17 protein-coding genes are annotated in these 15,249 nt (G+C 64.5%); 6 read left to right on the top strand and 11 right to left on the bottom strand.

Annotation, left to right across the window (positions count from 1 at the left end):
• Positions 1-54: 54 nt before the first annotated feature.
• Positions 55-387: a pyridoxamine 5'-phosphate oxidase family protein gene (locus tag G6N38_RS07595; protein WP_163746964.1), complete on the bottom strand. Its 333-nt coding sequence runs from the start codon at positions 385-387 to the stop codon at positions 55-57.
• Between the two features lie 109 nt (positions 388-496).
• Positions 497-2,224 (bottom strand): N-acyl-D-amino-acid deacylase family protein, encoded by a 1,728-nt coding sequence (locus G6N38_RS07590; RefSeq protein WP_163746963.1) that lies wholly within the window; start codon positions 2,222-2,224, stop codon positions 497-499.
• 35 nt (positions 2,225-2,259) lie between these two features.
• Between G6N38_RS07590 and G6N38_RS07585 the strand changes: the two genes are divergently transcribed.
• From G6N38_RS07585 to G6N38_RS07560, 6 genes are all read left to right on the top strand, one after another.
• Entirely contained in the window at positions 2,260-2,637 is a 378-nt protein-coding gene (locus G6N38_RS07585; protein ID WP_163746962.1) for a VOC family protein, read from the top strand.
• 10 nt (positions 2,638-2,647) lie between these two features.
• A complete protein-coding gene (locus G6N38_RS07580; protein WP_163746961.1) occupies positions 2,648-3,172 on the top strand; it encodes a mycothiol transferase in 525 nt (174 codons plus the stop codon).
• A 44-nt stretch (positions 3,173-3,216) separates the two neighbouring features.
• Positions 3,217-3,705 carry a phosphatase PAP2 family protein gene (locus G6N38_RS07575; protein ID WP_163746960.1) on the top strand — a complete coding sequence of 163 codons (489 nt, stop codon included), beginning with the start codon at positions 3,217-3,219 and terminating at the stop codon, positions 3,703-3,705.
• Positions 3,706-3,772: 67 nt separating this feature from the next.
• Positions 3,773-4,975 (top strand): hypothetical protein, encoded by a 1,203-nt coding sequence (locus G6N38_RS07570; protein ID WP_163746959.1) that lies wholly within the window; start codon positions 3,773-3,775, stop codon positions 4,973-4,975.
• 63 nt (positions 4,976-5,038) lie between these two features.
• Complete coding sequence (gene ppk2 / locus G6N38_RS07565) at positions 5,039-5,896, top strand: polyphosphate kinase 2 (RefSeq protein ID WP_163746958.1); 858 nt, start codon at positions 5,039-5,041, stop codon at positions 5,894-5,896.
• A 28-nt stretch (positions 5,897-5,924) separates the two neighbouring features.
• A complete protein-coding gene (locus tag G6N38_RS07560) occupies positions 5,925-6,764 on the top strand; it encodes a hypothetical protein (RefSeq protein WP_163746957.1) in 840 nt (279 codons plus the stop codon).
• 89 nt (positions 6,765-6,853) lie between these two features.
• On the opposite strand, the gene G6N38_RS07555 is transcribed toward G6N38_RS07560, so the two are convergent.
• From G6N38_RS07555 to G6N38_RS07515, 9 genes are all read right to left on the bottom strand, one after another.
• A complete protein-coding gene (locus G6N38_RS07555; RefSeq protein WP_163746956.1) occupies positions 6,854-7,195 on the bottom strand; it encodes a hypothetical protein in 342 nt (113 codons plus the stop codon).
• Between the two features lie 2 nt (positions 7,196-7,197).
• The gene (locus tag G6N38_RS07550; protein ID WP_163746955.1) at positions 7,198-7,902 is read right to left on the bottom strand and encodes a hypothetical protein; all 705 of its coding nucleotides are present in this window, start codon (positions 7,900-7,902) and stop codon (positions 7,198-7,200) included.
• A gap of 243 nt (positions 7,903-8,145) precedes the next feature.
• On the bottom strand, positions 8,146-8,607 hold the full coding sequence (locus G6N38_RS07545; protein WP_163746954.1) for a DUF2563 family protein: 462 nt from the start codon (positions 8,605-8,607) through the stop codon (positions 8,146-8,148).
• 321 nt (positions 8,608-8,928) lie between these two features.
• On the bottom strand, positions 8,929-9,588 hold the full coding sequence (locus G6N38_RS07540; RefSeq protein ID WP_163746953.1) for a hypothetical protein: 660 nt from the start codon (positions 9,586-9,588) through the stop codon (positions 8,929-8,931).
• Between the two features lie 43 nt (positions 9,589-9,631).
• Positions 9,632-10,993 (bottom strand): putative alpha/beta hydrolase, encoded by a 1,362-nt coding sequence (locus G6N38_RS07535; RefSeq protein WP_163746952.1) that lies wholly within the window; start codon positions 10,991-10,993, stop codon positions 9,632-9,634.
• 54 nt (positions 10,994-11,047) lie between these two features.
• Positions 11,048-11,377: a hypothetical protein gene (locus G6N38_RS07530; protein WP_163746951.1), complete on the bottom strand. Its 330-nt coding sequence runs from the start codon at positions 11,375-11,377 to the stop codon at positions 11,048-11,050.
• Complete coding sequence (locus G6N38_RS07525; protein WP_163746950.1) at positions 11,361-12,878, bottom strand: putative alpha/beta hydrolase; 1,518 nt, start codon at positions 12,876-12,878, stop codon at positions 11,361-11,363. The genes G6N38_RS07530 and G6N38_RS07525 overlap by 17 nt, the downstream gene beginning before the upstream one ends.
• On the bottom strand, positions 12,875-13,174 hold the full coding sequence (locus G6N38_RS07520) for a DUF2563 family protein (RefSeq protein WP_163746949.1): 300 nt from the start codon (positions 13,172-13,174) through the stop codon (positions 12,875-12,877). Before G6N38_RS07520 ends, G6N38_RS07525 begins: the two co-directional genes overlap by 4 nt.
• 70 nt (positions 13,175-13,244) lie before the next feature.
• The gene (locus G6N38_RS07515) at positions 13,245-15,239 is read right to left on the bottom strand and encodes a prolyl oligopeptidase family serine peptidase (protein ID WP_163746948.1); all 1,995 of its coding nucleotides are present in this window, start codon (positions 15,237-15,239) and stop codon (positions 13,245-13,247) included.
• Positions 15,240-15,249: the final 10 nt, after the last annotated feature.

Genomic DNA, 15,249 nt, shown 5'->3' with positions numbered 1-15,249 from the left:
GCATTCTTATCCGCGGTTAGCGGCGTGTTGCGGATGAAACCCCACAGTCGGCGGCTAGAGCGGGACACCAGGCACGGCCGGTCGGTGTAGCACCGCTCGCTGTGGGATCACCCGCAGCGAATCGGCGACGAATTCGCCTCGCCCATCGACAATCAGGGTGTACCCGCCCGGTTCGCGCGGCGGCCACAGAACCGTCACGTCGGGGTGGGCCAGCGTGTTGCGGCGGGTGCTGTTGCCGACCGCGCCGAGATCCAGCACGCCGTCATTGAGCCGGGCATCCACGGCTACGGTGTGCGCGCGGTGGTCGTCGCTCACGGTGATCAAGTAGCCGAGCAGGTAGTCGCCCAGGGTGCCGGCGAGCTGATCGAGATCGACCTTGATGCTCATGGGTTCACGTGCGGACAAGTCACGACGATGAGCGTGCGCTCATCGGCGCTCCACCGCGGATCGGTGGCGTCCTGGGGGCTCCACGGCTCGGCCAGTGGCTGAACCCGGCTCATGTGCCTACCGGCGCGGGTTGACGCCCGCGGATCAGCTTCCCGGGCCGCGCCGCGGTGGGCACGCCGTTCTCGGTGATCACCTCACCGGTGACGATCGTCGCCACATAGCCGTCGGCGGTCTGGTCGAGCCGACGTCCACCGCCGGGCAGATCGCGGGCGATCACCGGCCGGTGCAGGGTCAGCGCCGCATGGTCGATAACGTTCAGATCGGCCTTGTAGCCCAACGCAATTCGGCCACGATCGGCCAGCCCGGCAACCCGGGCCGGCACCGACGTCAACTCCCGGACGGCCGCGGCCAGGCTCAGCCGTCCCGTCGCGCGGTCGCGTACCCAATGCGTCAGCAGGTAGGTCGGGAAGCTGGCGTCGCAGATCATGCCGTAGTGCGCGCCGCCGTCGCCCAGCCCGAGGATGACGTCCTCGCGCGGCAGCAGCTCGGCCACGGTGTCCAACGAGTTGTCGCGGAAGTTGGCCAGTGTCACCAACAACATCGCGTGGCCGTCGTCGTCCAGCACGCGGTCGTAGGCCTCTTCCAGCGGGCTCACGCCACGCGCCCGGGCGCGGGCGGCGATCGACGTCGACGGGTCGGGCTCGTAGTTCGGCGGTTCACCGAGGGGATAGATGTAATCCCACGCCTGCACGGCAAACATCAACGGATGACCAGTGCCGCCCGGCTTGTCGGCCAGAATACGTTCGCGCACTTCGGGTTTACGCATCTCGGCGACTCGCTCGGCCAGCGGCAACCCCGCGATCTCCTGGTAGCTGGGATAGAGCACGAACGGATTGCCGCTCAGCTCGAGCCCGATCACCAGCCCGACTGGGCGCGGGAAGATCTGCGCGGTGACATCACCGCCGTCGGCATTGGCCTTCTCCACCATGGTCAGCGCGTCGAGGAAGTACGGCTCGCCGGCATTGCCGACCGCAAGGGTGAACGTGACAGGCAGGCCCACCTCGGCGGCCACCTCGAATACCGTCCGCAGCGCGGGCTCGTAGTCACCGGCAACCAGATCGGGGACGAATTGGATCAGGCCGCCACCGGCGTCGTCGACGCCGCGGGCGATCGCCTCGATCTCGGACTGAGCGGCGTCATAGCTCGGGATCGGCTTGCCGCTCTCGGACTTGTGAATCGTCAGCCGCGACGATGCGAACCCGAGCGCCCCGACAGAGACAGCCTCGGCGGCCAGCTTCCGCATCTGTGCCAGATCCTCGGCCGTAGCCGGTTCGCGGTCCACTCCGCGCTGGCCCATGACATAGACCCGCAGCGGGGAATGCGGTAACAGTGCCGCCACGTCGATGTCTCGCCGCCCGGAGTCCAGGGCGTCGAGAAATTCCGGGAATGTCTGCCAGTTCCACGGCAGACCGTCGACCATCACCACACCGGGGATGTCCTCCACGCCGGCCATCAGGTCCACCAGCACGTCATGGTCTTCGGCGCGGCACGGCGCGAACCCCACCCCGCAGTTGCCCATCAGTGCCGTCGTGACCCCGTGGGCCGACGACGGCGTGAGCCGATCCGACCAGATCGCCTGCCCGTCGTAGTGGGTGTGGAGGTCGACGAATCCCGGTGTCACGAGCAGTCCGGTCGCGTCGATCTCGCGGGCCCCCGCCCCGTCAACGGTGCCCACCGCGACGATGACGCCGCCGGACACGGCGACGTCACCGGAGTAGGGCTGGCCGCCCAAGCCGTCGACGATCGTGCCGTTGCGGATGACCAAGTCGTAACTCATGCGCTCAGATTACGGCGGCTGACAGTATGGACGCTGTGATCGATCACTTCGGAATCAACTGCAGCCATTGGGCCAAGTCCAAGGAGTTCTACGACGCCGTGCTCGGTGTCCTCGGCTTTACGCGACAGATGGACTTCGACGTCGCCGTCGGTTACGGCCGGGACGGCAAGCCAGACTTCTGGATCTCCGATGCCGCGGCCGACGATGCTTCCGGCCCCAACCGTGAGGTGCACATCGCGTTCGCCGCGGCCGACGTCGACGCGGTCAAGGCCTTCTACGATGCCGCGCTGGACTTGGGTGCCGAGTCACTGCACGCTCCGCGGCTGTGGCCCGAATACCACCCTGGCTACTATGGCGCCTTCGTCCGAGACCCCGACGGCAACAACGTCGAGGCGGTTTTTCACGGCGCGTAGCGTCAGCCCCATGACTGACTCACTGTCCGATGCGAACGCCGCCCGCGAACTGCTACGGGACGCCTTCGCCCGCATCATCGAACACGTCAACGACCTCACCGACGATCTGACCGACGATGTCTCGTTCTTCCGGCCGACCGCGACGGCCAACAGCATCGCCTGGCTGATCTGGCACAGCGCCCGCGTTCAGGACGCCCAGCTTGCCGATATCGCCGGAACCGATCAGGTGTGGTTCTCCGGCGGCTGGGTGGACCAATTCGGACTGGACCTGCCGCGTGACGCGCACGGCTACGGGCACACCCCTGACGATGTGGGCAAGGTTCGCGTGCCCGCCGATCTGCTGGCCGGCTACTACCACGCCGTGCACAAGGCGACGCTGGAATACATCGCCAGCGTCACCACCGACGAGCTCGCCCGGGTGGTCGACACGAACTGGAATCCGCCAGTGACGGCGAGCGTCCGGTTGGTCAGCATCATTGATGACTGCGCTCAGCATCTCGGCCAGGCGGCGTACGTGCGGGGCATCGCCCGCTGACCACCAACGTCGTTCGGTGGTGGCCGCCGTTCGGTCTGGCGGCCATGGCGCTGCTCGGCTGGGCAGTAGGCACTGGGTCGACGCCGATCGACGACTGGTTCCAGCGTGCCCGCGGCAGCGGGCTGGGCTGGCTGCTGTTCTTCACCGATCAGCGCACGATCGCGGTGATCCTGATCGGCGCACTGGCGTTGGCCGTCTATCGTCAGCGATGGCTGCTGGCGGTGCTCGTCGTGGCGACTCCTGTGGTCGCCGTGTGGTTTACGCGGTTGTTCAAGGACTGGTTCGGCCGGGAGAAAGGTGGTGCGCTCGCCTATCCCAGCGGACATACGACGCTGATGGTGGTAGCCCTGGGCGTGCTGATCGTGGTCGTGGGTGCGCGGCGATGGATCGTTGCCGTGGCTATCGTTTGGGCGCTGCTGGGGATGCTCGGCCAGGCGGTGACCTACCACTACTTCACCGACGCCATCGGCGGTCTGCTGCTCGGCAGCGCGATCGTGTGCAGCGGGTTTGCTGTCATCGACCGATGTCGTTGACGCGCTCGTCAATGCATGCGATGCTGCCGTAACGGTGATTGCCGTACCAACAGATTCGGGGGGATCCATGTCCATTACTGTGCGTCCACATACCAAACTCGCCGCAGCCCTGCTGACCGCTGGCGTGGTCGCCACCACACCCGCGATGGTCGGTGCCGCGCCTGAGGCGACGTTGACGCTGAGCAATATCGCGGTGCGGAACACCTCGGTAGTGACCGACGTGTTGTACAACTTCGGAGACGCGGTTAACGCCGTCGCCAACGCAGCCGTGATCGCCACGGATGGTGTTCTGGGACTTAACTTCTACACCGACGACAGCGATTTCGGTCAGGGCGTGCCGTGGAACCCGGTGTTCGCGGCGCTGGCCGCGGTGCAGAATCCGGCCGCGATCGGCAGCGTGCTCAGCTACATCGCGCAGCTGTACCTCAACCCGTCGGACAACTACCCCAACTACACCTACGCCTGGTACACGAACGCCTACGTGCTCCAGCAGTTGGCCGCACTTCTGCCTGCGCCGCTGAGCACGAATGTCTCGGACGCGATCAACGGCCTAGCCGACGGCATCAACGATGCCTTCGCCAACCTGCCCGACCCGACCGCGGCCGTCGACTCGCTGGCGGTCATGTACAGCACGGTCCCCGGCCGCTTGGTGTACGCCGTGCAGAGCACCCTCGGGCTTCCGGTGTTCCTGGCCGCGGACGTCGCCTACTGGGCCGCCTATGTGCCCGGTGATCTCGAAGCGACGGTCGAATCGGCCATCCAGAACCCGTCCGAGATTCCCGGGCTGCTGAGCAACCTGGTGTACAACGTGTTCGATCCGAACTTGGGCGCGGGCCTGCTGGGCAACGTGGCGCGCGACATTGCCAAGCCGTTCTTCTACCTGCCGTCCCCGATCGGGGAGAGCGCACCAGGCGCCCAGGACGGGTTGGCCTGGAACCTCTACAACGGCTTCGTTAGCGCCGTCGACGGCTTGTTGAGCAACCTGCCGGCCCCGATCACGCCGACGCCGTTCCCTTCGGCTGCGGCGGCGGCTTCGGCCACTCCGGCGTCGGCGGCGGCGAAAGCCAAAGACAGTGCTGCGAGCGATGTTTCGACGACGTCGGCCGACCAGAAAGCGGAAACTCCGAAAGCCCACGTGCGGGTGCGTCCGAGCCTCAAGGCGGCGGGTCCGGAGCACAAGTCGGCGAAGCAGGGTCAAGCCGCCAAGTCCGACGGCGGTTCGACGGGCGGCAAGGGTGGGTCCGCGCGGGGTAATTCTGGCGCAGCCTGAACTGCGATCCGCCGTTCACCGCGACGTCACCCCGGGTTTGCCTGCCGCTGATAATTTCCGCGCGTGTCACTCGAGAGCAACGGCTTCACAGTTTTTGACGACGATGACGACGACCCCGTGCTGCTTGATGCAGCCGGGCTGGCCGTCGACACGTGGCGGGAGAACTACCCGTACGAGCATCGGATGTCCCGCAACGAGTACGAGGAGCAGAAGCGGCTGCTGCAGATCGAGCTGCTGAAGCTGCAGAAGTGGAGCCAGGCCCACGGGCTGCGGCACGTCTTGGTGTTCGAGGGACGCGACGCTGCCGGTAAGGGCGGCACCATCAAGCGCTTCATGGAACACCTCAACCCGAGAGGCGCACGGGTCGTGGCACTGGAGAAGCCGACCGAGAAGGAACGCACCCAGTGGTACTTCCAGCGCTACGTCAACCATCTGCCGGCAGCCGGCGAGATCGTGATGTTCGACCGGTCCTGGTACAACCGCGCCGGGGTGGAACGGGTGATGGGGTACTGCACGCCCAAGCAGCACGCCGAGTTCATCCGGCAGGCGCCGCTGTTCGAGCAGATGCTGGTCAACGACGGCATCAGCCTGACGAAGTTGTGGTTCTCGGTGTCCTCGAGCGAGCAGCGCACCCGGTTTACCATCCGTCAGGTCGATCCCGTTCGGCAGTGGAAACTGTCGCCGACCGATCTGGCGTCCCTGGACAAGTGGCACGATTACACCTCGGCCAAGGAAGACATGTTCGCCTGGACGGACACCGAGATTGCGCCGTGGACCGTCATCAAAAGCAACGACAAGAAACGCGCGCGGATCAACGCGATGCGCCACGTGCTGAGTAAGTTCAACTACGACAACAAAGACCATGAGGTGGTCGGCCAGCCCGACCCGTTGATCGTGGGCCGCGCAACGCACTCCGACTGAGGCGTCGCGTCCCCGTAGAGGAGGACGCGTGCGGTTCGCGACGACGCTGCTGATGTGGCTCGTCACGACGCTCTTGTTGGCGGTCGCCCTGCCGGCGGCCTGGGTGCAGCAACACCTGGTCGACGAGGACGGCTACGCAGCGCTGGCGCAGAAGGCGGCGGCCGATCCCGGGTTGCAGTCGGCGATGGCTTCGGAGCTGACCTCGCAGGTGGGCCGACTGGGTACCAGCGTGAACACCGGGACGGTGAGTCTGGTCGCTGCCGCTTACACCGCGAGTTCGACGTTCCCAGGACAGTTCGCGCAGGCGAATCGCTTCGCGCACCGCTGGTTGTTCACCGACCGGGTCCGTTCCAGTGTCGACTCGCAAGGCCGGTGGGTGATCGACGCCGCGCCGATGCTCTCGGACGCCGCGTTCAAAGAGACGCTCAGCGACTACAACGTCACGCTGCCGTCGTCTCTACCAATCCCGTTGACTGACAATGCGCCTGCGGCATTGCGGCCCGGCGCGTTACGTCCGGTCGCGACCTTCGGCCCGTGGGTCAGCGTCGGCGCCGCGGTGGTGGCCGGGCTGTTCGCCCTGCTCACCCTTTTCGTGGCCCGCAGTCGGGGCAAGATGCTCGTGGGGCTCGGCGTGTCGGCTCTGCTGGTGGGCGCTGCCGGTTGGGCGGCAATCGAATTCGGCCGCCGACGCCTGGACGCGGTGTTGAACAATTCGTCTGGTGATATCCGGCGGATCGCCGAGGTGATGGTCGGCGCCGCGCAGGACAGCATGCATCAGTGGCTGAACATCAGCCTCATTGTCGGGGGCGGCCTGGTGATCATCGGGGTGATCGTCTCGCTGCTGGTGAGTCTGGCCAGAACGAATTAGCGGACGACTATTCGCCGTCGTCCTCTTGGGCGTGGTGCCGGGCAACCGGGTCGCGAAGGCCATGAAGGACAGCTGCGAAGACAGAGCGATCAATCATCCGCATTCTCGGGAGCCGGTGCTGGCGGCCGGTCGGGACGACGGTTGTTGTTGAAGGCCGAATAGATTCGGCCATTGATTTTGATGTGGTTGGTCCACTGGAATGCAATCGCCAGCACGGCCACAGCCGTGCCGAGCGCGAAAAATACTCCTTGGCCCCAGTTGGGGATCTGAGAACAGAACAGCAGGGTGATACCAATTGCGCACCCGGTCCAGTAGACGCGGCGCTCGATCGAGTCTGGCGACAGAGTCGCCGATCTCCACAGCGGAAACATGCTGAGAATTCCCCCCGCGACTATTGCGGCCAAACCGGCATAGCCCAAAGTGTGCGCCATGACTACCAACTCCCTCCACCACCGCCAGCAGACCTCAATGCTGGGTCGAAAAGCGACCCGATGCCACCGCCAACCTGTTCGCCAGCACCGCTTCCCACCACACTGGCCGCCACTACGATCGCCGCCGTCGTCCAGGGGCCGGTGAAGGACCCAGCGACGGCTGCGGCTCCCCACGCGGCCGCAGAGCCGCCTGCGAATCCGCCGACAGCACTGCCCAGCTCTTCGTTGCTTCCGCCCTGGATGCGGTCGCTGATTGCGGTGCCGAGTTGAATAATGTCGCCAACTCGTCCGACTTTTCCGGCGATATGTGCCCACTTTTCCGCATCGGCCGGTGACAGCAGGTCTTCCAGCTTCGCGTGGCGCCCACCGGGCACCCGCTCGCCGTAGGCTTCGACGCCCGCGGACGCCGGTCCTGTGTAGTCAGTGAGATCGCTTGCTCTATGGACCAAGTCATTGATCACCGATTTGGCGCCGTCCTCGGACATGCCCTGGCTGGTAAGCGCATTCATCGCTTGCTTCACAGCAACGACGCGGCCGAATTGGTCTCCTTCGTCCAGTGCCTGTGTGGCTTGGTCGGCCGACATCGGCGGCAGTCCGTAGAGGCCCTGCTCCAGCTTTCGTTGAAGGTCCAGCCTGCCCTGTGCGCGTGTACGGGCATCTCCGCCGAGGATGGGATCTTTCGGCAGTGGCCCCGTGAAGTGAGCCATCCGGAAATCATCGAGTCGTTCGCCGGCCAGCCGACGAGCGTCCGCGTCAGCGCTTCGGCGGGTGAGTGCCGCCCTGCCGCGTCCTGTTCTTCACGCGTCCAGCCAAGCTCATGGATCAGATGGAGCTCACTACCTCGCGGCATTCGCGGCGGGTCGACGATGCCCACTGCGGCGCACGGAGTCCCTCGAATACCGGGCGCATCCGCGGCACCATAAACGGTCACCATAGGCGCAGTGGGTAGATCAGAATTCGGTGCCCGTAACCGCCTGCAAATCCGCAGCGTTGCGGCCTTCCATGTCGGCGAACGTCGACATCGCCTCGTGGGCTTTGTCACCCACTGATCCCAACGTCTCGTAGTGCTTCGTGATGAGACTGACGTGTCGAGCTTGCGTCTCCGAGACAGCTCGGCTGAAGGCCTTCGCGGCCGCGAAGTCGCCGAACACCCTGTCGTCAACACCGCCCCTGTCGAGTCGTCGGGCGCCCTCATATGCGTGGTCCGCCGCCGTATAGGAGGTATTCGCTCCCTGTCGCAGTCCCATCCCGCCGGCGAGGGCTCCGAGACAAACCACTCCTGCAGCGGGGAGGGTCTTTGCATTCCACCCCGTTAGTGCGCCACCGAAGCCGAAGAACCCGACGCATGCGACGAACAACCACCACGTCTTGGACGCGGTGGCCCGGCCGGGATAGCTGTCGCGCGGTGACATAGACGGAGGTTCGTCGGGATCGATCTCAGATGGATCGGGAGCGCTGTCCTGCATCGAGAAGGCATGATTGCGACCTCGAATCCTGATGTAGGGCGTCTTGATGTACGCATGGAGGACAGTGACGACGCGATGGAGAGTGCTCCGGCCACGACAACCTTCCACACCCGGTCCGCCCAGCTGAGGGAGATGAAGCCGCCGCCGAGCACCGAGCCGAACCAGTACACCCAACGCTCATGCTGACGGTCTATGACGAACGCGGTGCCGACCCAGGCTGCGGCGAGTACTGCGGAGCCAGCGATAAACAGCCAGTGCGACCATGTTTCAAGAGCCATGGTCGAGTGAACGGGGGCCGCTGTCTCTGCCCGTAGCGTGTCGGAGCCCGATGGTGTAACCGATTGCATAGGCGGCAATCGGGGCCAGCCAGAGCAGAATCGAGGCCACAGCGATCACAGCTGCCTGTACGTGCTGGCCCCGGGCTGGGCCCAGTGCGCGAGACGCATCATCGAGTCCCGAGATGGCCCCGAGCGCAGTGAGTACGACAGCAACGGTAATCGTCTGCCATCGCCAGCCTCCGAGGTAAACGCCGACGCCAGCGGCAGTCGTGAGGATGGCGAAGATCCACCAGACCGTCCCTGCCGTTACTGGACCGGGATAGTGGTTGGCCGGCAGCTGAGCGGGCGCGTCCTCGCCGGAATCTGGGCCTTGACCTGAACGTCTGTCCGCCATCGTCAAGGCAAAGGTCCGCCGGCCGATCTTCAGGTACGGAGTGGTCAGCCAGGCCCAGAAAACCACCGCGAATGCAAAACCCACGAAGGTGATGACGGTCGTCTTTAGACCAAGTGGTAGTAACGACACCGCTGCGCACGCGACCGCTGACATCCAGCCCAGCCAGTAGATAAGTCTTTTGGCCTCAACAGAATCTGCGCGGGCGATGCCTGCTGTAGTCGCCAGAATGAGTGCTAGCGCGACCACGAACAACACAGTTGACCAAGCAGGAAAATGGGGCGCGGTCGCGGATAGGGGCTCACTTGTCGAATAGTGCACCCGTTTCACCTCCAATCCATTTACCAAGTTCGCCGGTCGCTATACCCGCTACTAGAGCAGCCGCAAAGGTAGCCTCGGGACCGGCGACGGACGAAACCGCGATCGCGGTGCCCCAGGCACCCAACCCACCCAGTGCGGTACCGCCGGCGAACTCTCCGATCGCCTCCCCGGCAGGCTTGCCGTGCTTGATGTCTTCGTACGTCAGTACCGCGTCGAATATTGTGGCGGCTCGACCTGTGTACTTGCCGAACTCTGAGATGGCCTTCACATCTGAGAGTGACATTCTGTCGAAGTCATGCGCGTTAACCGGCAGGCCTTTGGCGTATCCACCAACTCCGGCCGAGAACCCGCTCATAAGGTCAGTGTTCTGTTGGACGAGCTCGTTCCAGGGTATGCCGCCTGCGGCCTTGGAGATCAAGGCATCCGCGCCTTCCTTCGATACACCCTCGCGCTGAAGCATGTCGAGAGCCCGCTGCGTCACCAGGACCCGTCCATGCTGCTCACTGTCATCGAGCAGTTGCGTCACTTGGTCGGGTGTCATTGGGTTGGTGCCGAACGCTCCTTGTTCCAGCTTTTGTTGCCACTCGAGCCGCGTCCGTGCTCGGCTTCGCGCGTCGCCTCCAACCATCGGGTCGGTCGGCAACGGCCCCGTGAAGTGAGCCATCCGGAAATCATCGAGTCGTTCGCCGGCCAGCCGACGAGCGTCCGCGTCAGCGCTGGGATTGGTTGCGGTGGTGAAGTCACGCAAACGCGCTGCGGCGTCGGCCTTTTCCGGTGTCATCGGGCCGCCGCTGTTGGCCAGCGCCTCATCTTTGGCGCGCTGGTTTGCGTCGTAGTGGTCGGTGGATTCGCGGCCGCGCTGTTCGGCGCCGGGCTCGCCGTCACCGTCGACATCCTCGATGGGGGCGGGGTCGTAGCCGTGCTCGGCACGCAGGTCGGTCAATGCCGCGTCCAGCTTGGTGCCGTAGTCGTCGCGCAGTGCCTCGACTTGGTGCAGTACTCCGGAGGTTGCTGTGATCGCGTTGTCTTCCAGCGCGGAGGTGTCCTGGTCGTGGGCCAGCGCTTGATTGATGAGTGCGTCGATGTAGTGCAGCTGGGTGTTGAGGTTCTCTACCTGCATGCCTGAAAAGCGTTGTGTCTCAGCGAGAGTTGCCGCGATATTGGCGAGATCTGTGCCGATGGCGGGCAGCTGATCTTGCTGCACCATCAGCCGGGTCGTAGCGCGCTGCACCTCAGCGCTGTCATTGATGGGATGCTCACCGTTCCCGCGGTTCCAGGACGCGCGGAATCGCTGCTGTGCCTGTTCGAATTCTTTGTATGTCTCGGCGTCCCACGGCGACATCGGTGGCCGGCCCGGTGAACAACGTCTGTGCCTCGGCCAGCGGCATCGAACACGTCAGCGCTCTGAATCGGGTTGACGGTCAGAGGGAGTGGCGGCGATGATCCGACCACCCAGCTTGATGTAGTTGGTCCGAAAGAATGCCCACACAACGGCGACCAGGGCGAGTACGAGGTATGTGGCTATGGCTAACCCGAGCCCCCGCGGAATGAGCGAGGCCGAGCCGACGGCACCGCCAATCAGCCAGGTGACCCAATAGAAACGCCGCTCCCATTTGGGTTGACGGGCCACCACCACGGCAACCAGACCGCCGAGCATCATGGCGCTGCCGAATCCAAGTAGGACCACAGACCAGGTCGGTAGCGCGATATCAGTTGCCGAAAGCATTATCAAAAATTCCTCCCACCTTTTTGCCTGCCCATTCGCCTCCCGCAGCAAGCCCAACGCTGGCGATGACAGCTGCTACGAACGTCCCTTCAGGGCCGACCACAGATCCGGCCCCGACTGTCGCGATCCATGCACCGAATGCACCCCCGCCTGCGCCACCGGCGAACCCGCCCAGCGTTTCACCTGGCTTGGCGCCGTGAGCCAGGTCATTCAGCGTCAGCACACCGTCGATTACTGTGCCCGCCGTACCGAGATGCTTGCCGACCTTGAGCAGTACCCCGGCGTCATCGGCAGTGAGAACGTCGGGCACGTAGTGTCGACCGTTTGATGCGCTGTCTGCCATGGCCTTAATGCCAGCTCCTGCACCAGCAATTAGCCCTGAATCGTGTTTGATCAGTTCAGACCAGGGGACGCCTCCCGCAACCTTGCTTACCGTACGAGCAGCACCTTCTGGTGACATTCCTTGGGCTACGAGTGCATCCACAGCCTGCTTGAGTGTCAGTGCGCGGCCGAATCGCTCTCCATCATCAAGCTGCTGTGTGGCTTGGTCGGCCGACATCGGCGGCAGTCCGTAGAGGCCCTGCTCAAGCTTTCGTTGCAAGTCCAGCCTGCCCTGTGCGCGTGTACGGGCATCTCCGCCGAGGATGGGATCTTTCGGCAGTGGCCCCGTGAAGTGAGCCATCCGGAAATCATCGAGTCGTTCGCCGGCCAGCCGACGAGCGTCCGCGTCAGCGCTGGGATTGGTTGCGGTGGTGAAGTCACGCAAACGCGCTGCGGCGTCGGCCTTTTCCGGTGTCATCGGGCCGCCGCTGTTGGCCAGCGCCTCATCTTTGGCGCGCTGGTTTGCGTCGTAGTGGTCGGTGGATTCGCGGCCGCGCTGTTCGGCGCCGGGCTCGCCGTCACCGTCGACATCCTCGATGGGGGCGGGGTCGTAGCCGTGCTCGGCACGCAGGTCGGTCAATGCCGCGTCCAGCTTGGTGCCGTAGTCGTCGCGCAGTGCCTCGACTTGGTGCAGTACTCCGGAGGTTGCTGTGATCGCGTTGTCTTCCAGCGCGGAGGTGTCCTGATCGTGGGCCAGCGCTTGATCGATGAGTGCGTCGATGTAGTGCAGCTGGGTGTTGAGGTTCTCTACCTGCATGCCTGAAAAGCGTTGTGTCTCAGCGAGAGTTGCCGCGATATTGGCGAGATCTGTGCCGATGGCGGGCAGCTGATCTTGCTGCACCATCAGCCGGGTCGTAGCGCGCTGCACCTCAGCGCTGTCATTGATGGGGTGCTCACCGTTTTCCCGGTTCCAGGACGCGCGGAATCGCTGCTGTGCTTGTTCGAATTCTTTGTATGTCTCGGCGGTACAGGCGCCCGCGCTGTAGAACGCCCGGCCGAGGTCGTTGATCGCCCCGGGATCGCCGCTCTGCAGCGTCTGGTCTACCTTCCACGGATCCCCGCCGGCCTCACCGACGAGGGCGCCGATGCTGATGTGCTTGAGGCTCGGATATTCGGTCACAGCACCGAACGCAGGGCCTCGGCATTGCGTTCTTCCATCTCGACAAACACCGACGCCGTCTTGTGTCCCTTGTCGCCAACGACCCCCAGCCGGTTCTCGTGGTCGCGTAGCCGCTGGATGTGGTTGCTGTGCGCATCGGAAAGTGCGCTGTGAAACGACTCCGCGGCCGAAAAATCACCGAAGATGCCAGCGCCGACGTTTGAGCGACTCAGCTGGTCAGCGCCCTCCATGGCGAAAGAGGCAGCGTTGTACGACCGGTTCGCGCCGGAGCGCATCTCCTCCACGTCGACCTGCATGGCGAACCCCCTAGCGAGTTAGCTGTTAGCTAGAGGGTACTACGTAGTGTTGGCTGGTCAACTCACTCGATCAGCCCAGCATCCGATGCAGGAATGAGTAGCTCAGCGCGGACTTGAAGGCCGTTTGCGCATTGTCGGCTGCCCCGGCGTGCCCGCCCTCGATGTTCTCGTAGTACCAGACCGGATGGCCGGCTTCCTCGAGCGCGGCGGTCATCTTGCGGGCATGGCCCGGGTGCACCCGGTCATCGCGTGTTGAGGTGGTGATCAGCACCGGGGGATAGGCCCGGTCGGCCGAAATGTTCTGATACGGCGAGTATTCCGAGATGAACGCCCAGTCCTCGGGCTCGTCCGGGTCGCCGTACTCGGCCACCCACGACGCCCCGGCCAGCAGCAGATGGAAGCGTTTCATGTCCAGCAGCGGCACCTGGCATACCAGCGCGCCGAAAAGTTGCGGGTACTTGGTCAGCATGATGCCCATCAGCAGGCCGCCGTTGCTGCCGCCCTGCGCGCCCAGCTGCTCGATGGTGGTCACTCCGCGTGAGACGAGATCGCTTGCCACCGCGGCGAAGTCCTCGGCTACCTTGTGTCGGCCCTCCCGCATCGCCTGGGTGTGCCAGGCGGGTCCGTACTCGCCGCCGCCGCGGATGTTCGCCAGCACGTACGTGCCGCCCCGCGATAACCACAGCCGCCCCAGGACGCCGTCGTAGCCAGGGGTGCGTGATACCTCGAATCCGCCGTAGCCGCCCAGCAGCGTCGGGCCTGGCGCCCCGTTGTGCTTGTGACCGACGACGAAATAGGGGATCGCCGTCCCGTCGTCGGAGGTTGCGAAATGTTGTGCTACTTCAAGGTCGGCAGCGTCGAAGAACGATGGAGCGCGTTTGATCTCGGTCAGCTCACCACCTGCGCTGCCGTGCAGCAGTCGTGACGGCGTGATGAAATCGCTGCTATCCAAGAAGATCTCGTCGCCATCCGGATCGGTGGCAACGATGACGGTGTTGTCTCCGACGCCTGCAACGGGTTCGCGTGTCCAGGATCCCGGTGTGACGATCTCGACCCGACTGGCGACGTCGACCAGACTCACCAGCAGCAGACGGTCGAGCGTCCAGGAGTATTGGTGCAGACTGGAATGCTCATCAGGTTCGAACACGACCGCTAATTCGGCTGTCCCGTCGAGGAATTGCTCGTAGTCGGCGGCCAGCAGCGACCCGGTCCGATATGACGCGGTGCCTGTCAGCCAGTCGCTGCGCAGTTCGATCAGCAGCCAGTCCCGATGCACCGACAGACTCGCGTCCGTCGGTGCATCGATCCGAACCAGTTCACCCGAACGCAGTTCGTACACCTGATCATTGAAGAAATCGACGGCTCGACTCAGCAACGTGCGCTCGTAGCCTGGGGTGCGGTCGACCGACGCTCCCACAGCGACGTCGGTGACCGGCCCGGTGAACAACGTCTGCGCCTCAGCCAGCGGCTCACCGCGCCGCCACCGCTTCACCATCCGCGGGTAGCCGGATTCGGTCATCGAATCGGGCCCGAAGTCGGTGCCCACCAGCAGAGTGTCGTGGTCCTCCCACGACACCCGCGACTTCGCCTCCGGCAGCTCGAAGCCGCCGGTCACGAATTCCCGCTTCACCATGTCGAATTCGCGCACGATCGCGGCATCCGAGCCGCCTGGCGACAAACTGATCAGCGCCAGCGTGTGATCCGGCTCGATGACGTCGGCGCCCGCCCACACCCACTTCTCGCCATCGGCGGCGGCGAGTGCGTCGAGGTCGATGATCACGTCCCAGTCGGGATCCTCGGTCGGGTAGCTCTCCAGCGTGGTCCGTCGCCACAGCCCCCTCGGATTCGTGGCGTCGCGCCAGAAGTTGTAGAGATACTCACCGCGCCGGCGCACGTACGGAATCCGCGCGTCGGTGTCGAGAACCTCCAACGCCTCGGCGCGCATCTGCTCGAACCTCTCGCCGCTGAATTCGGCGACTGTCGGATCGTTGTGCTTGCGCACCCATGCGAGCTGGTCTTCACCGGCGATTTCTTCGAGCCAGAGGTAGGGGTCGTCGTGAGCCATGCCCCCTATT

Origin of the sequence: Mycolicibacterium helvum, from assembly GCF_010731895.1 — a bacterium.
GTDB classification, from domain to species: domain Bacteria; phylum Actinomycetota; class Actinomycetes; order Mycobacteriales; family Mycobacteriaceae; genus Mycobacterium; species Mycobacterium helvum.
Note: the sequence above shows the minus strand (reverse complement) of the source record. Positions and strands in the feature narration are given on the sequence as shown.